The sequence below is a fragment of the Mycobacterium sp. KBS0706 genome, from assembly GCF_005938675.2.
Taxonomy (GTDB): domain Bacteria; phylum Pseudomonadota; class Alphaproteobacteria; order DSM-16000; family Inquilinaceae; genus Inquilinus.
Window position 1 is genome coordinate 25,481 of sequence record NZ_VCCH02000031.1, and the last position, 21,213, is coordinate 46,693.

23 protein-coding genes are annotated in these 21,213 nt (G+C 70.6%); 12 read left to right on the top strand and 11 right to left on the bottom strand.

Annotation, left to right across the window (positions count from 1 at the left end; translation table 11 throughout):
- The first annotated feature begins 215 nt into the window (after positions 1–215).
- Both FFK22_RS18100 and FFK22_RS18105 read left to right on the top strand, forming a co-directional pair.
- Positions 216–452: a hypothetical protein gene (locus tag FFK22_RS18100; protein WP_138889337.1), complete on the top strand. Its 237-nt coding sequence runs from the start codon at positions 216–218 to the stop codon at positions 450–452.
- A gap of 448 nt (positions 453–900) precedes the next feature.
- Complete coding sequence (locus FFK22_RS18105) at positions 901–1,338, top strand: hypothetical protein (protein WP_138889338.1); 438 nt, start codon at positions 901–903, stop codon at positions 1,336–1,338.
- 57 nt (positions 1,339–1,395) lie between these two features.
- Here the strand turns inward: FFK22_RS18105 and FFK22_RS18110 are convergent, their stop codons facing one another.
- The gene (locus tag FFK22_RS18110; RefSeq protein WP_138889339.1) at positions 1,396–2,310 is read right to left on the bottom strand and encodes a LysR family transcriptional regulator; all 915 of its coding nucleotides are present in this window, start codon (positions 2,308–2,310) and stop codon (positions 1,396–1,398) included.
- A 108-nt stretch (positions 2,311–2,418) separates the two neighbouring features.
- Here FFK22_RS18110 and FFK22_RS18115 point away from each other — a divergent pair, with 108 nt between their 5' ends.
- The 6 genes from FFK22_RS18115 to FFK22_RS18140 all read left to right on the top strand — a co-directional run bounded on the left by FFK22_RS18115 (position 2,419) and on the right by FFK22_RS18140 (position 8,480).
- Positions 2,419–3,708 carry a CitMHS family transporter gene (locus FFK22_RS18115; RefSeq protein WP_138889340.1) on the top strand — a complete coding sequence of 430 codons (1,290 nt, stop codon included), beginning with the start codon at positions 2,419–2,421 and terminating at the stop codon, positions 3,706–3,708.
- Positions 3,709–5,034 carry an acyclic terpene utilization AtuA family protein gene (locus tag FFK22_RS18120; protein ID WP_138889341.1) on the top strand — a complete coding sequence of 442 codons (1,326 nt, stop codon included), beginning with the start codon at positions 3,709–3,711 and terminating at the stop codon, positions 5,032–5,034.
- The gene (locus tag FFK22_RS18125) at positions 5,031–5,348 is read left to right on the top strand and encodes a hypothetical protein (RefSeq protein ID WP_221938681.1); all 318 of its coding nucleotides are present in this window, start codon (positions 5,031–5,033) and stop codon (positions 5,346–5,348) included. The genes FFK22_RS18120 and FFK22_RS18125 overlap by 4 nt, the downstream gene beginning before the upstream one ends.
- Positions 5,349–5,372: 24 nt before the next feature.
- Positions 5,373–7,373 (top strand): alpha/beta hydrolase domain-containing protein, encoded by a 2,001-nt coding sequence (locus FFK22_RS18130; RefSeq protein ID WP_138889342.1) that lies wholly within the window; start codon positions 5,373–5,375, stop codon positions 7,371–7,373.
- A gap of 75 nt (positions 7,374–7,448) precedes the next feature.
- A complete protein-coding gene (locus FFK22_RS18135) occupies positions 7,449–8,075 on the top strand; it encodes an outer membrane lipoprotein carrier protein LolA (protein ID WP_138889343.1) in 627 nt (208 codons plus the stop codon).
- Between the two features lie 3 nt (positions 8,076–8,078).
- Positions 8,079–8,480, top strand: coding sequence for a GNAT family N-acetyltransferase (locus FFK22_RS18140; protein WP_138889344.1), 402 nt, complete (start codon positions 8,079–8,081; stop codon positions 8,478–8,480).
- Here FFK22_RS18140 and FFK22_RS18145 read toward each other — a convergent pair.
- Positions 8,443–9,192: a TetR/AcrR family transcriptional regulator gene (locus tag FFK22_RS18145; protein WP_138889345.1), complete on the bottom strand. Its 750-nt coding sequence runs from the start codon at positions 9,190–9,192 to the stop codon at positions 8,443–8,445. The two genes, FFK22_RS18140 and FFK22_RS18145, sit on opposite strands and share 38 nt — an antisense overlap.
- 193 nt (positions 9,193–9,385) lie before the next feature.
- Here FFK22_RS18145 and FFK22_RS18150 point away from each other — a divergent pair, with 193 nt between their 5' ends.
- Positions 9,386–9,829: a RidA family protein gene (locus tag FFK22_RS18150; protein ID WP_221938682.1), complete on the top strand. Its 444-nt coding sequence runs from the start codon at positions 9,386–9,388 to the stop codon at positions 9,827–9,829.
- Positions 9,830–9,920: 91 nt separating this feature from the next.
- Here FFK22_RS18150 and FFK22_RS18155 read toward each other — a convergent pair whose 3' ends face one another.
- The gene (locus FFK22_RS18155) at positions 9,921–10,409 is read right to left on the bottom strand and encodes a GNAT family N-acetyltransferase (RefSeq protein ID WP_138889347.1); all 489 of its coding nucleotides are present in this window, start codon (positions 10,407–10,409) and stop codon (positions 9,921–9,923) included.
- On the bottom strand, positions 10,406–10,807 hold the full coding sequence (locus FFK22_RS18160) for an SET domain-containing protein (protein WP_138889348.1): 402 nt from the start codon (positions 10,805–10,807) through the stop codon (positions 10,406–10,408). The genes FFK22_RS18155 and FFK22_RS18160 overlap by 4 nt, the downstream gene beginning before the upstream one ends.
- Positions 10,808–10,995: 188 nt before the next feature.
- On the opposite strand from FFK22_RS18160, the gene FFK22_RS18165 reads away from it, so the two are divergent.
- Complete coding sequence (locus FFK22_RS18165; RefSeq protein WP_138889349.1) at positions 10,996–11,775, top strand: gamma-glutamyl-gamma-aminobutyrate hydrolase family protein; 780 nt, start codon at positions 10,996–10,998, stop codon at positions 11,773–11,775.
- Here the strand turns inward: FFK22_RS18165 and FFK22_RS18170 are convergent.
- Both FFK22_RS18170 and FFK22_RS18175 read right to left on the bottom strand, forming a co-directional pair.
- Positions 11,733–12,992, bottom strand: a complete 1,260-nt coding sequence (locus FFK22_RS18170; protein ID WP_186002532.1) for an aminotransferase class I/II-fold pyridoxal phosphate-dependent enzyme — start codon at positions 12,990–12,992, stop codon at positions 11,733–11,735. The genes FFK22_RS18165 and FFK22_RS18170 overlap by 43 nt on opposite strands.
- A gap of 131 nt (positions 12,993–13,123) precedes the next feature.
- On the bottom strand, positions 13,124–14,926 hold the full coding sequence (locus tag FFK22_RS18175) for a chloride channel protein (RefSeq protein ID WP_138889351.1): 1,803 nt from the start codon (positions 14,924–14,926) through the stop codon (positions 13,124–13,126).
- A gap of 102 nt (positions 14,927–15,028) precedes the next feature.
- On the opposite strand from FFK22_RS18175, the gene FFK22_RS18180 reads away from it, so the two are divergent.
- Positions 15,029–15,451 carry a MarR family winged helix-turn-helix transcriptional regulator gene (locus FFK22_RS18180; RefSeq protein ID WP_186002533.1) on the top strand — a complete coding sequence of 141 codons (423 nt, stop codon included), beginning with the start codon at positions 15,029–15,031 and terminating at the stop codon, positions 15,449–15,451.
- Between the two features lie 7 nt (positions 15,452–15,458).
- Here FFK22_RS18180 and FFK22_RS18185 read toward each other — a convergent pair whose 3' ends face one another.
- Both FFK22_RS18185 and FFK22_RS18190 read right to left on the bottom strand, forming a co-directional pair.
- A complete protein-coding gene (locus FFK22_RS18185; protein WP_138889353.1) occupies positions 15,459–16,844 on the bottom strand; it encodes an FAD-dependent oxidoreductase in 1,386 nt (461 codons plus the stop codon).
- A gap of 82 nt (positions 16,845–16,926) precedes the next feature.
- Complete coding sequence (locus FFK22_RS18190) at positions 16,927–17,841, bottom strand: LysR family transcriptional regulator (protein WP_138889354.1); 915 nt, start codon at positions 17,839–17,841, stop codon at positions 16,927–16,929.
- A 173-nt stretch (positions 17,842–18,014) separates the two neighbouring features.
- On the opposite strand from FFK22_RS18190, the gene FFK22_RS18195 reads away from it, so the two are divergent.
- Positions 18,015–18,689: a peroxiredoxin-like family protein gene (locus FFK22_RS18195; RefSeq protein ID WP_138889355.1), complete on the top strand. Its 675-nt coding sequence runs from the start codon at positions 18,015–18,017 to the stop codon at positions 18,687–18,689.
- A gap of 29 nt (positions 18,690–18,718) precedes the next feature.
- Here the strand turns inward: FFK22_RS18195 and FFK22_RS18200 are convergent, their stop codons facing one another.
- The 3 genes from FFK22_RS18200 to FFK22_RS18210 all read right to left on the bottom strand — a co-directional run bounded on the left by FFK22_RS18200 (position 18,719) and on the right by FFK22_RS18210 (position 21,154).
- Entirely contained in the window at positions 18,719–19,915 is a 1,197-nt protein-coding gene (locus FFK22_RS18200) for a serine hydrolase (protein ID WP_138889356.1), read from the bottom strand.
- Positions 19,916–19,982: 67 nt separating this feature from the next.
- Complete coding sequence (locus tag FFK22_RS18205; protein WP_138889357.1) at positions 19,983–20,279, bottom strand: GYD domain-containing protein; 297 nt, start codon at positions 20,277–20,279, stop codon at positions 19,983–19,985.
- Between the two features lie 335 nt (positions 20,280–20,614).
- Positions 20,615–21,154 carry a glutathione peroxidase gene (locus tag FFK22_RS18210; RefSeq protein ID WP_138889358.1) on the bottom strand — a complete coding sequence of 180 codons (540 nt, stop codon included), beginning with the start codon at positions 21,152–21,154 and terminating at the stop codon, positions 20,615–20,617.
- Positions 21,155–21,213 lie beyond the last annotated feature (59 nt).

Here is a 21,213-nt window from a genome sequence, read left to right on the forward strand (position 1 = left end):
TTGGCGGCCCCTGGATGACAGCAAGGGGGATGGCGTCGCCCCTGAGGCCCGCGGCGCCCGCCGCTTCGCTCGGCCCCGATCGTTACGTGGATTTCATCTCCCGCCCACCAGGGCGTTAGCTCCGGCGACGTAGGGTTCGTCTGTCGGAGCCAAGACGTGGCCTCCCGCCCGCCTCTCCTCCGATCTTCGTTGTCCCCTCGATGGAGATCGCACACATGCGCAGGAGCCTTCTGTTCGCCGTTCTCGCGGTGCCCGCCTTGGCCCTCACCCCCGCCTTGGCGATGGCGCAGACCCAGCCCGCCGCGGCGGCGCCGGCCGCTGCCGCGCCGATGAAGATGAAGACCCACCACACCGCCGGGGTTCATCACCGCAAGGTCACGGCGCATCGCAGCGCCAACAGCGAGCAGGACCAGACCCGCAAGCTGAACGAGGAGCAGCTGAACAAGAAGTAACCGGTTCGGGCCGCAACAGGCCCTCGCTTCCACCCCCCCTTCCGAGGCGAGGTCCGCGGTCCGCGAGGCCCGGCTGCACAGGCAGCCGGGCCTCTTTTTTCGTGCGCGTGGGGCGGGACCCGAGGATGTCGAGCCCCATCCCTATGCCGTCATTCCCGCGAAAGCGGGAATCTCTGTCCGATCACGGCGCGAGATCCCCGCTTTCGCGGGGATGACGAAATGGGGGATTCAAAATGGTCTCACAACGGAGAGCAACAACTCCCGTCCACCCCCAGGATTCGCCGTCAGACCGGCAGACGATCCTCCGGAAACATGAAATATCGTTCATGAAGGCATTTTCTTCGGATCGGTATCGCCGGTCCTGCCGTTGAGGGAGGGATCGGATCCCGTGCCGCGGCCGACTGTGCCGCCGGCCCCGATCTTCAGGCATCCCTCGATGGAGACCTTTATGCGCAGGAGTTTTGTCTTTACCGCCCTCGCCGTGTCGGCGCTGGCCGCCGCGCCCGCCCTGGCCCAGACCGGGACCGAGCCGGCGATGCCCGGGACGGCGCCGTCGGTCGAGGCTCCCGCCGCGAACATGCCGTCGGAGTCGACGCAGGGCACCCACCATCGCAAGCACATGCAGTCGTCGAATGCCGACGACCAGACCCAAGTCCCCCGCCGTCATCGCGGCAGCAAGAGCGCACAGAACGCGGCGGAGCAGGAGCAGACCCGCAATCTCAACCAGCAGCAGCTGAGCGCCGGCGCCACGCCGCAGCAGACGATGCCCGGCCAGATGGCCCCGGCGCAGCCGATGCAGCCCGGAACGATGGACCAGGCGCCGTCGATGCAGCAGGCCCCGACGGACCAGACCATGCCGTCGGACGAGGCGGCGCCGACCGAGTAATCGCCGCACCGTCAGCGATGGAACATGGGCCCGGCCGCAGCAGCGGCCGGGCCTTTTTTATGCCTCGGCGGGGCGATCGCTGCCCGAGGCGATGATCGTGTCGCGGAAAGCGGCCGCCGCCGGCGACAGCGTCCGGCCCGACCGGGTCAGCACGCCGATGTCGCGCGTCACCTCCGGCCCCTGCAGCAGGCGCGTGGTCAGGGCCGGATGGGCCAGCACCGGCAGGGTCAGTACCGGCAGCGCCGTCACGCCGAGCCCGGCCGCCACCAGCGCCCCGGCGGTGGCGAGATGCGACACCTCGAATTCCGGCTCGACCGCTACCCCGGCCTGGGCGAAGCCACGGTCGGTCAACGGGCGGACGCTGGTGATCCGCGACATGGCGACGAAGGGGAAGCCCGCCAGATCGGCCCAGGTCACGGCGGACAGGCGCGCCAGCGGATGGTCCTGGCGCAGGATGGCGACGAAGCGGTCGGACAGGATCCGGACGAACTCGATCCTGCCGTCGGACGTGGGGCGGCCGGCGATGCCGAGATCGGCCTCGCCGCGCAGCACCGCGCCGACCACGCCGTCGAGCAGCGTGTCGATGACGCCGACCGACACGCCCGGATGGCTGCGGCGGAAGCGGTCGATCACCGGCGGCAGCAGCCCGGCCGTCACCGAGGGCAGCCCGGCGACCGAGACGCGGCCGCGGGCTGAGCGGAAATAGTCGCCGAGATCGTCGAGCGAGCTGCGCAGGTCGCCGATCAGACGGCCGGCGATGGCGGCGAATTCCCGGCCCTGCGGCGTCGGCTCCACCGTCCTCGTGTTGCGGTCGAACAGGCGGACACCCAGCCGCGCCTCGGCCCGCGCCACCGCCCGGCTGACCGCCGGCTGCGACATGCCCAGCGCCTCCGCCGCGGCGCGGAAGCTGCGCAACCGGTCGACCTGCAGGAACACCTCGATCTCGAACAGCGACAGGTTGATACGTTTCATGCATCAATCGATGACACAAATTCACTTCCGGTTCCACCATCGCCATGGCGTCCTGGGGCCCGAGCGGTCGCCGACGGAAGGACGGCCGCCGCAACGGGAGGATGGTGGATGCTGGCGGCCCTGGGGTTCCTGACCATCGCGGTGTTCCTGGCGCTGATCCTCAGCGGCCGCGTCTCGGTGCTGGTGGCGCTGGTGCTGGTGCCGCTGGCCGGCGGCCTGCTGGGCGGCTTCGGCGCCGGCCTGGGTGCGATGATGCTGGACGGCATCGTCAAGGTTGCGCCGGTCGGCATCATGATCATGTTCGCCGTCCTCTATTTCGGGCTGATGCTCGACATCGGCATCTTCGAACGGCCGATCGGGTTTCTGCTGTCCCTGGTGCAGGGCGACCCGGTGCGGCTGTGCCTGATCACCGCCCTCCTCACCATGCTGGTCGCGCTGGACGGCGACGGCGCCACCACCTTCCTGATCACGGTCACCGCCCTGCTGCCGGTGCATCGCCGGCTGGGCATGAACCCGCTGGTTCTGCCCGGCATCATCTGCCTGGCCGCCGGCACCATGAACCTGCTGCCCTGGGGCGGGCCGACGGCGCGGGCCATGGCGGTGCTGAAGACCGACGCCTCGGCCCTGTTCAACCCGGTGATCCCGGCGATGGTCGCCGGCCTGGCCTGGGTGTTCGTCGCCGCCTGGCTGATCGGCCGCGGCGAGCGCAAGCGGCTGGGCATCGCCCATGGCGTCGACGCCGTCGCGCTGGTCGAGACGACCGAGGCCGAGCAGGCGGCGCGGCGGCCGCATCTGGCCTGGTTCAACGCCGCCTTGACCATCGCCCTGATCGTGGCGCTGCTGGCCGGGCTGTGGCCGCTGCCGGTGCTGTTCATCACCGCCTTCGCCATCGCGCTCCTGGTCAACTACCCGCGTTGGGAGCAGCAGCGCGAGCGGCTGGTGAAGCACGCCGACAGCGTCGTCACCGTCACCGCGATGATCTTCGCCGCCGGCATCTTCACCGGCATCCTGGGCGGCACCAAGATGATCGGTGCCATGGCCGAGGCGCTGGTGGCCGTCGTGCCCCCCGCCCTGGCGCCCTACCTGTCGCAGATCGTGGCGGTGACCGGCATGCCGCTGAGCCTCGTCTTCACCCCCGACGCCTACTATTACGGCATCCTGCCGGTGTTCGCCGGCACCGCCGGAGCGCTGGGCCAGGACCCGCTGGCGATCGGCCGGGCCGCGATCCTGGGCCAGATGACCACCGGCTTCCCGCTGAGCCCCCTCACCGCCTCGACCTTCATCCTGGTCGGGCTGACCGGGGTGCAGCTCGGCGCCCATCAGCGCTTCATCTTCAAATGGGCCTTTGCCTCGACCCTCGTCATGACGGCCGTCGCCTGGGCCACGGGAGCCATCTGAATGCCGAAGGCGATGCGGATCGGGGCCGGCGCCGGCTTCGCCGGCGATCGGCTGGAGCCGGCGGCGGAGCTGGTGGCGCGCGGCCGGCTGGACGCGCTGGTGTTCGAATGCCTGGCCGAGCGCACCATCGCTTTGGCCCATCGCCGCCGCCGGGCCGACCCCGATGCCGGCTTCGACCCGCTGCTGGAGCGCCGGTTGCGCCCGGTTCTGCCGGGCGTCGCCGCCCAGGGCATCCGGGTGCTGACCAATATGGGCGCCGCCGACCCCCAGGGCGCCGGCCGCCGCGCCGCCGTCTTGTGCCGCGAGCTCGGGCTGGCGATGCGGATCGCGGTGGTGACCGGCGACGACGTGCTCGACCGCATCGACCCGGCCGCACCCGCGCTGGAGGACGGAAGGCCGCTGGCCGCGCATGGCCCGCTGATCGCCGCCAACGCCTATCTCGGCGCCGACGCCATGCTGCCGGCGCTGGAGGCCGGGGCGCAGCTGGTGATCACCGGCCGGGTCGCCGACCCTTCCCTGTTCGTGGCGCCGCTGGCCTGGCGCTTCGGCTGGGCGCTGGACGATGCCGGCCGCATCGCCACGGCCACCCTGGCCGGCCACCTGATGGAATGCGCCGGCCAGGTCACCGGCGGCTATTTCGCCGATGCCGACGGCAGCGATGCGCCCGGTCTGGCCGATCTGGGCTTCCCGATCGCCGAGGTGACGGCGGCGGGCGGCATCGCCGTGACCAAGCTGCCCGGCACCGGCGGCCGGGTCAGCCGCGCCACGGTGACCGAGCAGCTGCTGTACGAGGTCACCGACCCCGGCGCCTATGTCACGCCGGACGTGGTGCTGGACGTCACCGGCGTGTCGGTGGCCGAGCAGGGCGCCGACCGGGTCGCGGTCGCTGGCGCGCGCGGGCGACCGCGGCCGGAATCGCTGAAGGTCAGCGTCGCCTATGAGGCGGGGTGGGAGGCCGAGGCCGGCATCTCCTATGGCGGGTCCGGCGCGGTCGAGCGCGGCCGGCGCGCCGCCGACATCCTGCGCGAGCGGCTGGAACGGCGCGGCGACATCACCGACCTCAAGCTCGACCTGGTCGGCGTCGATTCGCTGCTGCCCGGCCGGCTGCGCGGCGGAGCGCCCTCGGAGGTCCGGCTGCGGCTGTGCGCCCGCGCCGCCAGCGCCGAGGCCGCGGCCGATGCCGCGCGGGAGGTGGAGAGCCTTTACACCAACGGTCCCGCCGCTGGGGGTGGCGTGCGCAGCGCCCTGCGCCCGGTGGTCGGCATCGTCTCGACCCTGATCGACCGGCGGGACGTCAGCCCCGCGGTCGAGATCCTGGAGGCATGATGGTCCGCCTCGGCCAGCTCGCCCACGCCCGCGCCGGCGACAAGGGCGACACCACCACGCTGAGCGTGATCGCCCGCGACCCCGCCGATTACGACCGGCTGCGCCGCGCGGTGACGGCAGAGCGGGTGGAGGCGCATCTCTGCGGCGACATTGCCGGCCGCTTCACCCGCTTCGAGCTGCCCGGCCTGGCGGCGCTGCATTTCGTCGGCCGTGGCGTGCTGGGCAGCGGCGTCACCACCTCGCTGGCCCTGGACAGCCACGGCAAGTCGCTGTCCTCGGCGCTGCTGGACCTGGAGTTGCCGGAAGCCGGCTGAACCAACACGACAACGGGGGAACGCATGAGGGGTTGCATCATCCGCGCCGCGGCGCTGGCCGTCCTTGCCCTTTGCCTGCCGGACCTGGCCCAGGCCCGCCTGACCACCCTGACCGTGGAGCGGCAGGAGTCGGCGGCCCCGGCCAAGCCCGGCGCCCCGGCCTATGAGATCCTGCACGGCCGCTTCCGCGGCGAGCTGGACCCGGCCGACCCGGCCAACGCCATCATCACCGACCTGCGGCAGGCGCCGCGCAATTCCCGCGGCAAGGTCGAATATGCCGCCACCTTCACCATCGCCCTGCCGGCCGACCCGAAGCAGGCCAGCGGCGTGCTGGTCTATGACGTGCCGAACCGCGGCAATGGCGGCGTCGCCGCCGATCCGGACGGCCATATCCGCGTGGTCAGCGGCTGGCAGGGCGACATCCCGGCCACCGACGGGCTGCAGACCGCCGAGGTGCCGGTCGCGAGCGGCCTGACCGGGCCGGCCTTCGCCCGCTTCATGAACATGGCGCCGGGGACGCGCAGCCTGCCGATCCTGGTCGGCTTCTCGCGCACCGGCCCCGGGCCGGCGCCGGCGACGCTGGACACCCGCCGGGCGCGGCTGTTCCGGCAATCGGCCGACGACCGGCCGGCGATCCCGGTCCCGCCGCGCGACTGGGCCTTCGGCAATTGCAGCGACAGCGCCTTCCCCGGCACGCCGGACCCGGGATGGATCTGCCTGCGCGGCGGCTTCGACCCGCGCTTCGCCTATGGCTTGGCCTATACCGGCAAGAACCCGAAGGTGCTGGGCATCGGCTTCGCCGCCACCCGCGACCTCAACGCCTTCCTGCGCCACGCCACGGCGGACGATGCCGGCACGGCCAACCCGGCGGCCGGGCTGGTGCGCTGGACGGTGGCGACCGGCACCTCGCAATCCGGCAACTTCCTGAAGAGCTTCCTCAATCTCGGCTTCAATGCCGATGAGCAGGGCCGGATGGTGTTCGACGGGCTGAACCCGAACATCGCCGCCCGCCAGCTGCCGATGAACCTCCGCTTCGGCGTGCCCGGCGGCGCCGCCACCCTGTACGAGCTGGGCAGCGAAGGCACGCTGTGGTGGACGCGCTATGATGACCGAGCCCGCCGGCGCGGCCCCTCGAGCCTGCTGGACCGCTGCCAGGCCACCGGCACCTGCCCGAAGATCATGGAGACCTTCGGCGCGGCGGAGCTGTGGGGCCTGCGCCTGTCGCCGGGGCTGGTCGGCACCGATGCGCGCCGGGACCTGCCGTTGCCGGCCAATGTCCGCCGCTACTACTTCCCCGGCGTCACCCATGGCGGATCGGCGATCGGCGGCTTCTCGACCACCGGCGATCCGGCCTTTCCGGGCGCGCCCGCCTGCGTCCTGCCGGGCAACCCCAACCCGTCGTCGATGACCCTGCGGGCGCTGCGCCAGGCCCTGGTCGACTGGGTCCGGTCGGGCAAACAACCGCCGGCCAGCCGCTATCCGACCCTGGCCGCGGGCGAGCTGGTCGATCCGACGTCGCGGGCGATGGGCTGGCCCGCGATCCCGGACGCGCCGCGGCCGGACGGCAGGCTCAACGTCTTCCTCGACTACGATGTCGGCCGCGGCTTCGACTATCAGGACCTCAGCGGCGTCCCCGACTTTCTGCCCCCGCGGATCCGGCAGGCGCTGCCGTCGAAGGTCGTGCGCGTCGACCGCGACGGCAACGAGGTCGCCGGCGTGCCCTCGGTCCAGGCGCTGGTGCCGCTCGGCACCTATACCGGCTGGAACGTTCTGGCCCAGGGCTATGGCGCAGGCCTCGGCTGCTCCTTCCTCGGCGGCTTCATCCCCTTCGCCCGGACCCGGGCCGAGCGCATCGCCGCGCATGACCCGCGCCCGTCGCTGCAGGAGCGCTATCGCGACCATGCCGGCTTCGTCGCCCGGGTGAAGGCGGAAGCGGCGCAACAGGTCGCCGCCGGCTGGCTGTTGCCGGACGACGCCGCCACGCTGGCCGCCCAGGCGGAGGCCAGCGACGTGCTGACGGACTGAGCGGCAACTCGCCGCCCTGGATATGGCGGGGTCCGCGCCCTACTTGGAACACAGACCCCGTGTATCCGGACTGCCATGACCATCCCACGCTTCATCGCCGCGGCCCTGGCCGCACTGCTGATCGCCGCCGGGCCGGCCACGGCCGCGGTGCAACCCGCCCCGCTGACCGCCCAGGACCGGCAGGACTTGGCCCGGGTCGAGCAGTATCTGGGCAGCCTGACCACGGTGCAGGCGGATTTCGTCCAGACCACCAACAACACCGACCTGTATCGCGGCCGCTTCTACCTGAAGCGGCCGGGCAAGATGCGGCTCGAATACGACCCGCCGATCGACTACATGTACATCGCCGACGGCACCTGGCTGACCTATTACGATGCCGAGCTGCGGCAGCGGAAGGACGTGCCGCTGGGCTCGACCATCGCCGACTTCATCACCCGGTCGAATGTCCGGCTGTCGGGCGACGTCACCGTCGTCAAGGTCAGCCGCGGCAACAACCTGCTCAGCGTCCAGCTGGTGCAGACCGACAAGCCGGAGGAGGGCAGCCTGACCCTCAATCTCAGCACCAATCCGATGCTGCTGCAGAGCTGGGTCGCGGTCGACGCCCAGGGCACCGTCACCCAGGTCGATCTGACCGGCATGCAGCCCGGGGTGCAGCTGGACAACAAGCTGTTCGTCGTGCCGCGCAAGAAGAGCGACCGCTGAGCGGTGGCGGACACGGTGCTGGAATGGCGCGGTGCCTTCGCCAATGATGAGCTGAACGCCCTGCATGCCGATTGCTTCGAGCATGCCGTGCTGGGCGACGACTGGTGGGCGCAGGTCAACCGCTTCAGCCTGGGCTGGGTGTGCCTGCGCCAGGCCGGGCGCCTGATCGGCTTCGTCAATGTCGCCTGGGACGGCGGCGTGCACGCCTTCCTGCTGGACACGGCGGTGACGCCGGCGCTGCAGCGGCAGGGCCATGCGACGCGGCTGGTGCGGGAGGCGGTCGCGCAGGCCCGGACGGCCGGCTGCGAATGGCTGCATGCCGATTTCGACCCGCATCTCCGCGGCTTCTACCGCGATGCCTGCGGCTTCACGCCGACCGAGGCCGGCCTGGTCCGGCTGCGCTGACGCCCGGCCGTGCCCGTCCCGGGACGAGGCCGTCGAGCAGGAAGTCGAGGCCTTTGGTGAAGGCGCCGCCCCAATCATCGTCCAGCAGCAGGCGGGAGCGTTCGATCGTCGGGTAGCGTGCGCTGGAACGGGTCAGGCGCTGCTGCCCGGCGGCCCTGTCGTCGTCCGAGAGGTCGAAGCTGGTCCGGGTGATGGTGGCGCCCATCACATAGTTCCAGAGCGACCAGATCGCGACGTTCATCTCCGCATCCGCCACGCCGGCCCTGGACAGGCACTCGGCCAGCAGCTCCAGGCGGCCGAGGATGTTCGGGCCGAGCGCCCGGCCCGGCAGCAGCGATGCCGACCAGGGATGGCGCAGCATGGTGGCGCGCCAGTCTTCGAGCATATGAACGACGTCTTCGCGCCAGTCCCGAGATTCGCCGGTCTGCGGCGGCGGTCCGCGATATTCGAGCACCGAATCGAGCGCCAGATCGCAGACGCCCGCCTTGTTGTCGACATGCCAATACAGGCTCATCACGCCCGAGCCGAGGCGATCGGCCAGCCGGCGCATCGTCAATCCGTCGACGCCCCGTTCGTCCAGCAGTTCCACCGCCGTCGCCACGATGCGGTCCAGCGAGAGCGGGGTTTCACCATGCGGCGGCGGCGTGGGCTGCAGCGCCGCATCGATCGGCCGAGACCATTTGCTCCGGGTGCCGCTGCGTTTGGCTGCCATCCGTCTTTTCCCGCCAGTCAGGCCGCCGATCTTGGCCGCCGACGCGACGAATGTCGATCCTTGGCCGATTGACTCGTATGGCGTACGATGCGATCACTCGTACGGCGTACGGGCAATCGCGCCGACGACCCGCGGAGCCAAGAGAATCATGTCACGCGCAATCAAGCATTTGCTGATCGGAGGGTTGATCATCATGACCATGGGCGTTTCCGCTGCGGCGACGGCGAACGAGACCGGTCGCGGGCTGACCATCGTCAATCCGAAAACCCTCTACGACCCGTCGCCGAACGGCTACAGCACGGCGGTGATCACACCCCCGGGCGCCCGGGTGGCCTATATCTCCGGACAGGGCGGCCAGGATGGCACCGGGGCCCTGTCGTCCGATTTCGCGGTCCAGGTTCGGCAGGCCTATGCCAATCTGGGCGCCGCCCTCGAGGCGCTCGGCGCCAGGCCGGACCAGGTCGCCAAGCTCACGGTCTTCGTGGTCGACCACGACATGTCCAAGCTCGCGGTGCTGACCCAGGCCGTCACTGAGATGTTCGGTCCGGCGCTGCCGGCGCAGACCCTGATTCCCGTTCCGAAGCTCGCCATCGACCCCATGCTGTTCGAGGTCGAAGCCGTCGTAGTTCTGGAGTAGCGGCGACCGGATGAGTCCGGTCGGTTCCGAGGCGGCGCTTCAACCGTGACACACATGTGGGGCGAACCCGCCCTCCGGATCGACCCGGCGGTCAGCCCTTGACCATGATCACGGTCGGCAGGGCGATGCCGCCGGCCGTCAGCATGTCCTCGCGCCGGACCGGGCGGTAGCCGAGCCGGGCGTAGAAGGCCTCGGCATTGGCGTTGGCGCGCACCCGGAAGCGGTGGAAGCCGGCATCCCGTGCGGCCTGCTCCGACGCCTCGACCATGCGGCGGCCGAGGCCCTGGCCGGCCCGGCCCGGGGCGACGAAGACCTTGCGCAGCCGGGCCACGGCTGCGTCGTCCGGCACCCGGCACCAGCCGGCGGTGGCGACCAGCGCGCCGTCCGGCGCCTCGGCCACCAGCAGGTTGTTCGACAGCAGGTCCGCGGCATAGTCCGGCGCCATGATCAGCGCCACATGCGCCGCGATCTGCGCCGGGCTGTGGATGTCGCCGGCCAGGGCCGAGAACGAGTCGGCCTGCAGCCGGCGCACCGCGTCGAGATCGGCCTCGCGGATCGGGCGCAGCACCAGATCGGTCACGACTCCGCCGGTTCCAGCCGCCGCGCCAGCGGGCCGTCGCGCTCCTCCAGGCAGCAGACCAGGTAGTCGCAGGTGATCTCCTCGCCCGCCGCGATGTCGCGCGCCGCCAGGGTCACCGGCCCGGAATTGTCGGTGTTCGGGTCGTCGTCGTGGTTCAGGAAGCGGGCATCGTCGCCGTTCAGCACGAAGCCGCCCGGGAAGTCCGGCGACAGATAGGCGTAGGTCTCGAAGAAGCGGCGCGGCACCTCGGGCAGCGTGGCCACCACCTCCTCCGGCACCACCTTGTCGACCGCCGGCTCGAACCGCCAGATCGGCGTGCCCCGGGCGATCGGCGCCGTCGCGAACACGCCCAGGCCGTGGATCGCGCTGGGCGCGACATAGGTCGGAACCAGGAACATGGGGGCCCCCGCCGTCATTCGTTGAATCGCTTATAACCACGGATCGCGGCGGGCCGGAAGGGGGCAATCGAGGCATTGTCGCGACGGGCCGAGCCATGCGCCCGCCGCAGGGCCAGTCCCGCCCGTGCGGGGCTGGTCGAACCCGGCCTGCGCGGCGAAATATGAGGCATCGGTCCAGGAGCCTGCCCATGTCCGCATCCCGTCCCGTCGTCGGCATCCCGGCCTGCGTCAAGCCGCTCGGGGTCCACCCGTTCCACGTCGTCGGCGACAAATACATCCGCGCGGTGTCGGAGGGGGCGGATTGCCTGCCCTTCCTGATCCCGGCGCTGGGCGGCTGGCACGACATCGACGCGGTGCTGGACCGGCTGGACGGCCTCCTGATCACCGGCAGCCTGTCCAACGTCGAGCCCAAGCACTATGCCGGCGCGGCCAGCGAGCCCGGCACGGCGCACGACCCGGACCGCGACGCCACCACCCTGCCGCTGATCCGCCGGGCGATCGAGCGCGGCCTCCCGGTGCTGGCGATCTGCCGCGGCCTGCAGGAGCTGAACGTGGTTTGCGGCGGCACCCTGCACCAGCATGTCGAGCGCGTACCCGGCCGGGCCGACCACCGCGCCGACGAGACGAGGCCGGTCGAGGTGCAGTACGGCCCGGCCCATCCGGTGGGGCTGGCCGAGGGCGGCGTGTTGGCGGCGCTGTTCGGCAAGGCCGAGACCATCGTCAACACCATTCACGCCCAGGGCATCGACCGGCTCGGCGCCGGCCTGGCGGTCGAGGCGACGGCCCCGGATGGCCAGATCGAGGCGGTGCGGATCGAGGCCGCGCCCTATTTCGGCCTGGCCACCCAGTGGCACCCGGAGTGGAAGTTCCGCGACAACCCGGATTCGACGGCGCTGTTCGCGGCCTTCGGCGCCGCCGTCCGCCGCTACGCCGCCGACCGCGACGGCCGCCGCGCGGCGGCGGAGTAGCGCCTCGCCGGCCGCTTCGCGGTCGCGAAGGACGGACCCGGATCCGACGCCCCTTCGCACGACCATGTCCGGACGTCATTGACGCTGCGGACGCAGCGATCGACGTCGCCTTCGGTCATGGCCGTGTGCACCGGCAACCGGACCAGCCTCTTCCAGACGCCCTCCGCATTGGGCAAGGACACGGCATAGCCCATCTGCCGCGCCCGCGGCGAGAGGTGCAGCGGCACGTAATGGGCCCGGGCGTCGATGCCGCATCGCTGGAGATGCCGCATCAGCGCATCGGCGATCCGCTCGCTGTCCGCCACCGCGCCGATGAAGTGGTGGTTCCCGGCCGTGTGCGGGTCCGCCCGCAGCAGCCGCAGCGGCAGGCGCCTGACGTCGAGGGCCTGAAGGACGGCGTCGCCCAGCCGGCGGCGCAGGGCGAGCATCTCGTCGAACTCCTCGAACTGCGCCAGCAGCAAGGCCGCCTGCAGCTCGCCGAGCCGGAAGCTCGACCCTGGCGACGTCCATTCGTAGAACGCCTTGGCGCCCGATTTGACGAGGGAGAAGTCGGTTCCCCGCTCGATGATCTCATCGACCCGGTCCAGCAGGACGGGGTCGTCGGTGTTCACCAGCAGCGCTCCCCCCTGGCCGCACCCCACCACCTTGGTTTCGTGGAAGGAGAGGGCGCCGAAGGTACCGAAGGACCCGAGCGCACGGCCGTTCCAGGTCGAGCCGAAGCCCTGGGCGGCATCCTCGACGAGGTGGATCCCGCGGCGCTCCGCGATCGCGCCGAGCCGGCCGAGATCGGCGGCCGCGCCGCCATAATGCACCACCAGGATCACCCTGGTGCGGCTGGTGATCCGGCGCTCCACATCGGCGACATCCATCATCATCGTCGCCGGATCGATGTCGCAGAAGACGATCCGGGCGCCGGTCCGCTCGAACGCCGTGGCGGTGGCGCAGAAGGTGAAGGTCGGGACGATCACCTCATCGCCAGGCCCGACGCCGAGCGCGAGCGCCGCGATCTCGAGCCCCGCCGTGCAGGACCCGGTGAGGACGGCGCGCCGGCAACCGGCGCGGTCCACCAGCCACCGCTCAGCCTCGTTGGAGAACCATCCTCCGGACCCAAATTTTCCTGTAGCCAGGGCCCGGGTCACATAGGCCTCCTGCCGTGCGGCCTTGTGCGGCACATGGAACGGCAGTGGTTTCGTCGCTTCGAGCTCTTTGACCGACATGCTTGTTCTCCCCCCCTTTTCGGATGGCATCTGTCTTGTGCCATCTTCGAAATGAAAGAGTTTTTCGCAAACCCGCCGGTTCTGTGGCAAATGATATACCGCTGTTAACACCCCAGTCCGGCGATAGGAATTTAGACCGTCTCGCCCCGGCGCAGCAGCCGGGCGCGATCGATCTCCTCGCGCCGCAACTTCGCCCGCACCCGCAGCAGGTCCTTACGCGCCAGGATGCCGACCAGCACGCCGTCCTCGCGCCGGGTGACCGGGACGCGGCCGGCATCCCCTTCCGCCATCCGGTCCGCCAGCCGGCCGACCATCTCGTCCGGATGGCCCAGCACCAGCGGACCGCCGGCGACGGCGTCGGCCAAGCTGGTGCCGCGCGGCCAGCCGGAGACCATCCAGCGCAGCACATCCGCCCGCGCCACCATGCCGACCGGACGACCGGCCGCGTCGACCACCGGGTAGCTCTTGTGCCGGGGGCCGCCGCTTTCATCGGTGAAGAAGGCGACGGCGTCGTCGACCGGCATCGCCGCCGGCAGCGTATCGACCCGCGCCACCATGACGTCGCCGACGCGGGTCAGCTCGAACGGGTCGACGATGTATTCGCGCAGGATGTGATGGCCGCGCCGGGCGATCTTCTCGGTCAGGATCGACCGCTTCAGCAGCAGCACGGTGACGGCATAGGCGGCGATGCAGGCGGCCAGCAGCGCCGGCAGCATCGCCAGGTTGCCGGTCAGCTCGACCCCGAACACCGCGGCGGTCAGCGGCGAGCGCATGGTGCCGCCCATCATCGCCGCCATGCCGAGCAGAGCCCAGACGCCGCTGCCGCCGGGCAGCACCGTGCCCTCGAGCGCGCCGAGCGCCCCGCCCATGATCAGCAGCGGCGCCAGCACGCCGCCCGAGGTGCCGGAGCCGAGCGCGATCGACCAGATCAGCGCCTTGACCACCAGCAGGCGCAGCACGTCCCCCGGCGGCAGATGGCCGGCCAGCAGGGCGCGGATCGAATCATAGCCGACGCCGAGCGCCGCGGGCTCGATCAACCCGCCCACGCCGATGGCGATGCCGCCCAGCACCGGCCACCACATCCAGTGGATCGGCAGCCGTTCGAACAGGTCCTCGAAGCCGTAGACCAGCGCGGTGAGGATGCCGGAGCCGAAGCCGGCGGCGATGCCGACCCCGATCACCGCCAGCAGCGCCGGGCCGGACAGGTCGACCATGCCGCCGAAGGCGAACAGCGGCCCCGTCTCGAACAGCAGCGGGCGCCAGGCGGCGGCGACGATGGCGGCCGTGGCGACCGGGATCAGGCTGCGCGGCTTCCATTCGAACAGCAGCAGCTCGACCGCCAGCAGCACCGCGGCGACGGGCGTGCCGAAGATCGCGGTCATGCCGGCGGCCGCGCCGGCGACCAGCAGGGTCTTCCGCTCCGCTGCGGTCAGGTTGAACATCTGGGCGAACAGCGACCCCAGCGCGCCGCCGGTCATGATGATCGGGCCTTCGGCGCCGAACGGACCGCCGGTGCCGATCGAGACGGCGGAAGACAGCGGCTTCAGCACCGCCACCTTGGGCTGGATCCGGCTGCTGCCGATCAGGATCGCCTCGATCGCCTCCGGGATGCCGTGGCCGCGGATCTTCTCCGACCCGTAGCGGGCCATCAGGCCGATGATCAGGCAGCCGACCGGCGGCACCAGCGCTGCGGCGATGCCCCAGGGCGACTGGCCGAGATCGACCGCGGCGGTCGAAAGCCGGCCGAAATAGGCCAGGTTGGTGACCAGCGCGATCAGCTGCAGCAGCGCCCAGGCGGCGGCGGTGCCCGCCGTGGCGACCACCGGCGCCATGGCGATCAGCCGGAGGGCGCCGCGGTCGAAGGTGAAGTCGCCGAGCCTGGCGGATCGGGTGGAGATAGCGGTAGGCGCCGCCGGGGCTGCGGGTCTCGACATCTGGCTGGATTCCGGTGGATCAAGGAGCATCCGGCGCTGAGCCCGGACGCCGGATAAATATCGCAGTGCGATATAATTTCAAGTGCGAGGATGCGCGGCGCGATGACCCAGGCCCTGAGCAAGGTGGATTACGAGGCGCTGGCGGCGTTCCGCCACGCGCTGCGGCGCTTCCTGGATTTCAGCGGCGAGGCGGCGAAGGAGGCCGGGCTGACGCCGCAGCAGCACCAGGCGCTGCTGGCGATCAAGGGCTTCCCGGACCGCGACCGGGTGACGATCGGCGAGCTGGCGGAGCAGCTGGTGCAGCGCCACCACAGCACGGTCGGGCTGGTCGACCGGCTGGAGGCGCTGGGGCTGGTGCGGCGCGAGGCCGACCCGGCGGACCGGCGCCGCGCCTTGGTCGCGCTGACCGACCGGGCGGAGGCAGTGCTGGCCGGCCTGTCCGCCATCCACCGCGCCGAGCTGCGCCGCCTCGGCCCGTCCCTCGCCGCGCTGCTGCAACGGCTGGAGGGCCGGGACGAGGGATAAGACGGGCCTACTGCGCCGCCGGCACTTTCGACAGCAAAGGCCCGAGCCCCTCCGCGATCGTCAGATGCACGATCACGGCGTCGCGTAGCGTCTGGTAGGGCAGCCCGGCCAGCATCGCGGTCTGGATCGCGGCCAGCACCTCGCCGGCCTCGGAGCCGACCATGGTGAAGCCCGCGATGCGGTCGTCCGTTCCAACCAGCACCTTCATGAAGCCCCGGGTCTCGTCGGTCGCCGCGGTGCGCAGCACCTGGGCCATCGGCAGCGTGGCGACGCGGACGGGGACGCCCCGGCGCTGCGCCTCGGCCTCGCTGAGCCCGATGCGGGCGAGCGGCGGGTCGGTGAACATGACATAGGGCACCAGCCGGTCGCGGGTGCTGCGGCTGCCGCCGGCCATGTTCTCGCGGACGATCCTGTGGTCATCGACCGAGACATGGGTGAATTGCGGGCTGCCGGCGGCCTCGCCGATCGCCCAGACGCCGGCGGCGCTGGTCTCCAGCCGGTCGTTGACGCGGAGATAGCCGCGGTCGTCCAGCGCGATGCCGGCTAGGTCGAGCCCGATGCCGGCGGTGTTCGGCACGCGCCCGACCGCGACCAGCAGGTCGCTGCCCTCGACCGCCTGCTCGCCCTTTGCCGTGCGGACCGTGACGATGACCGCGTCGCCGGACAGGCCCTGGACCGCCACCGGCTCGGCGCCCGTCAGCACCTCGATGCCCTCCTCCTCGAGGATGCGCCGGATCTCCCCGGCGACGTCCGCATCCTCGCGGCCCATCAGCCGAGGGCCCGGCTCGATCAGCGTCACCCGGCTGCCGAAGCGGCGATAGGCTTGGGCCATCTCGATGCCGACATAGCCGCCGCCCAGCACGATCAGATGCGCCGGCAGCTCATCCAGCTCCAGCGCGCCGATATGGGTCAGCGGCCGGGCGGCCCCGAGGCCGGGGATGTCCGGCATGGCCGCATGGGTGCCGACATTGACCACCACCTTGTCACCGCTCAGCCGGCGGGTCCCACCGCCGTTCAGGGCGACCTCGATGGTCTTCGGCGCCACGAAGCGCCCGGTGCCCATGACCAGCTCGGCGCCGCTGTCCTTGTAGGCGCCGAGATGGAAGGCGATCTCGCGGTCGACCATGCCCTGCTTGCGGCCGCGGACCACCGCCATGTCGGTGCGGACCGGGCCGGTGGTCGTGCCGAACGGCGCCGCGTGCCGCGCCAGATGGGCGACCCGGGCGCTCCAGATCTCGTTCTTGCTGGGCAGGCAGGCCACGGCGGGGCAGGAGCCGCCGACCCATTGCCGCTCCACCACGGCGACCTTTTGGCCCGACCGGGCGAGGGTCCAGGCCAGCAGCTTGCCGCCCTGGCCGCTGCCGAGGATCAGGGTGTCGAAATGCTCGGACATCTGCGTTCTCCGGTTCCGGGGTTCCGCGGCAGAGGCTAGGGAGGACGGGAGGCGGCGGGTAGAAACAGCCCCGGACTAGGATCTATTCCTGCCGGGAATGAGAGTCCTTGCCCGGAGCCGCCATTTGCGCCTCGACGAAGGCGGCGAAGGCCCGGGCCTTGGCGCTGACGACGCGGCCGGCGGGAAAGACTGCCCACAGGTCGATCGGCGCGACGGTCCAGTCCGTCAGCACCGCCTTGACCCGGCCTGACGCCAGCTCGCGCGAGAACATCCATTCCGACGCCACCGCCAGCCCCAGCCCGGCAAGCACCGCCGAGCGGACGCCCTCCGCCGCCGACACGCGGAGACGGCCCGTCACCCGCACCGAGATCTCCGACGATTCCTTGCGGAACATCCAGGCGTCGCGGGCCGGCCCGCTGGTCTGGACGATGCATTGATGCGCGATCAGCTCGCCCGGGATGCGCGGCTCGCCGGCCCGCGCGAAATAGGCGGGCGTGCCGACCACCAGCCGCGGGGCCCGGGCGATCCGGCGTGCCGTCAGGCGAGAATTCGCCAGCTCGCCCATGCGCAGGGCGATATCGATCCCCTCCTCGACCAGGTCGATCTGGCGGTCGTCGAGCACGACCTCCAGCTCGAGCTCCGGATGGGCGTCGAGGAAGGTCTGCAGATGCGGGATGACATGCAGCCCGGCGAAGGTCGGGGCCGCACCGACGCGCAGCCGGCCGGACAGGCTGGCGCCGGCGCCGCGGGCGGCGAGGTCGGCCTCGTCCGCCTCCTCGATCGAGCGCTTGGCGCGATGGTAGAAGCTCTCCCCGGCCTCGGTCGGGGCCAGGCCGCGGGTCGAGCGCAGCAGCAGCCTGACGCCGAGCCGGTCCTCGAGCTGGGCGACGGTCTTGGACACCGCAGGCTGGCCGATCTGAAGCTGACGCGCCGTCTCCGAAAAGGAGCCCGTCTCCATCACCCGGACGAACACCGCCATCGCCGCCAGCCTGTCCATGCCCATGCTCCCGCGGAATGGATTGATGCCTTGCAACGATGAGATGATAGCCGGGACCATTCTTTGCGGGAATGAGTCCTATTCAGGCGGGCCGGCTACCTCGGCAGTGCAGCCACGGTCACCTTGGAGACGCGAACCGGGCCATCGCGGCCCGGACACCGAGGAGACCGATCATGTCGCTGCAAGCCAGGCTCGACGTCTTCAAGGCCGATTTCGAGGCCGGGAAGCCGCCCTACAACGTGCCGCCCGCGGTGATCGAGACCATGCACCGCGCCACCGCCGAGCTGATCGCCTCCGGCGCCGCCGACAAGGCCCTGAAGGCCGGCGACACGGCCCCCGCCTTCACCCTGAACGACCCCGACGGCCGGCCGGTCGCCTCGGCCGAGCTGCTGCGCAAGGGCCCCCTGGTACTCAGCTTCTACCGCGGCGTCTGGTGCCCGTATTGCAACATGGAGCTGCAGGCGCTGGAGGCGGCCCGGCCGGCCTTCGAGCAGCTCGGCGCCGCCCTGGTCGCGATCTCGCCGCAGACCGCCCCCAACAGCCGCAAATCCCTGCGCCAGAACAACCTGGGCTTCCCGATCCTGTCCGATGCCGGGGGCGCCGTGGCCGCCGCCTTCGGGCTGCGCTTCCGGCTGCCGGATTATCTGGTCGAGCTGTACAAGAGCCTGAAGAACGACCTGCCGAGCTTCAACGCCGACCCCTCCTGGACCCTGCCGATGCCGGGCCGCTACGTCGTCGCCCGGGACGGCACGATCCTCTACGCCGAGGTCAACCCCGACTACACCCGCCGGCCGGAGCCGGAGGACATGCTGCCGGCCCTGCGCCAGGCCGCGAGCCGCGCCGCCTGACCATCCCCTGCCGAGCTTCCGCGGGGACCCTATGCGGCCTTGCTGGTGACCAGGCTGCGATAGGCGGCCGTCTCGAAATCCATGGAACCGGTGAACGACACGGCATCGCCGAACGGCAGGATCTGCGTCGCCCAGAAGCCACCGATGCCGTTCTTGCGGTCGATCCAGTAGAACAGATTGGCGAGCCCCGCCCAGCAGAGCGCGCCGGCCGGACGACCGGTCGGCGCATCCTCGTCATTGATCATGAAGCTGTAGCCCCATGATTTCGGCATGCCGGGGAAGAACTCCGCGTCGTTCGATAGCGCCGGAATGACGCCTGGCAGCATCCTGATCTTCTTGTCGCCCAGGCCGTTCGCCGCCGCGGCGCGGACGGTTTCGGGCCGCAGCACCGGCCCGGCCTCTCCCGCCCCGTCGTTCAGCCACATGCGGATGAAGCGGCAATAATCGCCCACCGTCGCGTAGAGCCCGTGCCCGCCCATGTGGATTTCCGGGTCCTGCGGCAGCTCGAAATCGGGCATCGGGGTGAGCGAGCCGTCGGCCTCGCGCCGATGCATGCCCGCCAGCCTGGCGCGCATCGACGGCGTGAGGCGGAAGGCGGTGTCCGTCATGCCGAGCGGCTCGAAGATCCGTTCCCGCATGACGTCGCCCAGGCGCTGGCCGCGGATGGCTTCGACGACCTGGCCGCACCAATCGAGGTTGGAGCCGTATTCCCAGCGCTCCCCCGGATCAAACAGGAGCGGCGTCATGATCGACGCCTTCGACGCGGTGGTGACACTCGGTTGACCGTGTTCGCTGGCCAGCCGGTTGTAGTCCTCGTTGAAGATGTCATAGGCCAGGCCGGCCGTGTGCAGCATCAGCATGCGAGTGGTGATGTCGCGCTTCGGCGGCCGGAGCTTCGGCCGGCCCGCCGCGTCGAATCCATCCAGGACCTGCAGCTCGCCGATGTCGGGCACATAGGTCTTCGCCGGAGCGTCGAGGTCGAGCCTGCCCTCCTCGACGCATTGCAGCACGGCGGTGCCGGTGACGGCCTTGGTCGTCGAGAACATGGCGAAGACGCAGTCGGCCGTCATGCCGGCATCCTGGCCAAGCATGCGCTGGCCGGCCGCGCCCTCGTAGAGCGTCTCGCGCCGATCCGTGATCATGGCGACCACGCCCGGCACCCGCGGGCTGCCCGAGACCGTCCGATTCAGCACGTCATCGGCCGCGGCCTGCAATGCGCTGGTCATCGTTTCCTCCAGTCCTTGCACATTCTGCGGACGATGCCCGCCGACCGGCGGCCGGGTGCAAGCTCCGCTATTCCGGAAGATCGACCAGCATCTTCCGGTAGTCCTGCTCCGGGAACGTCTTCATCGTGGTGGTCCGGACGTTTCCGCGCGAACCGACGGCGAGCACGAACCTCGCAACCGTCTCGTCGTTCGGAGCGTCCACATGGATCATGATGTCGTATGGCCCGATGCAGAGGGACAGCTCCTTGAATTCGATGCCGAGACTCCGGGCGAGCTCCCGCCCGGCATCGATGCGCTTGGCGCCGTCACGGATGGTCCGAATTCCCTGGTCCGTGAAGTTGATCAGCAGACAATAGCCAGCCATCTTGACCTCCCATATGAGAGCGAAAGACCGAGATGTGCCGAAGAGGGTTGCGCCCAGCGGATTGCTGCCCGCCGCAGATTATAAGAAGAGGCCGACGCCCGTCACATCTCGTGCGAGGCGACCGAAAGAAGATCCTAGGCTTCCTTCGGGTATGCCGACCGACCTTCCCTGAAGATGATGATCATGGAATTCCTCCCCATGCTGTGATTTTTTACTTTTATCTACTGTAAATACTACGCTTCCTGATCGCGAATGTCATATGAAACCATCACAATTCAAGGATGGCGTCTGCCGGCAGAGCGGGAATGGGGGTTATGGCAAGGAGGGTCTTCCGGTCAGCGCGCCAGCGCCGCGTCGACCGCCTTGGTGACCTCCGGCCCGGTCGGCTCGGCGCCGCTCGGGAAGGCGGCCAGCAGGGTGCCGTCGCGGCCGATCAGCAGCTTGTGGAAGTTCCATTTCGGCACTGCCGCCGCATCCTGCTGCGCCGCCCAGCGGTACAGCGGATGGGCGTCGGCACCGACCACCGGCTGCTTTGCCAGCATCGGGAAGTCGATGCCGAAGGTGGTCTCGCAGAATTCCTTGATCTGGCCGGACGACCCCGGCTCCTGCGCCCCGAAATCGTTCGACGGCACGCCGAGCAGCACGAAGCCGCCGTCGCGGTGCCGGCTCCACAGCTCCTCCAGCCCGGCATATTGCCTGGTGAAGCCGCAGAAGGAGGCGGTGTTGACCACCAGCACCACCTTGCCGGCGAAGGCGTCGGGGGCGAAGGCGCCGCCTTCCAGCTTCGGCAGCGGCACGGCGGACCAGTCGAGCGGCCGGGCCGCGGCGGGAGTGGCGATCATGATCAGCACCAGGGCGATGAATCGGGCCAGCATCGGGGGACCTCCGACGGGATCTCCCCAGGCTGCGCCACAGCACCACGGGGCGCAAGACC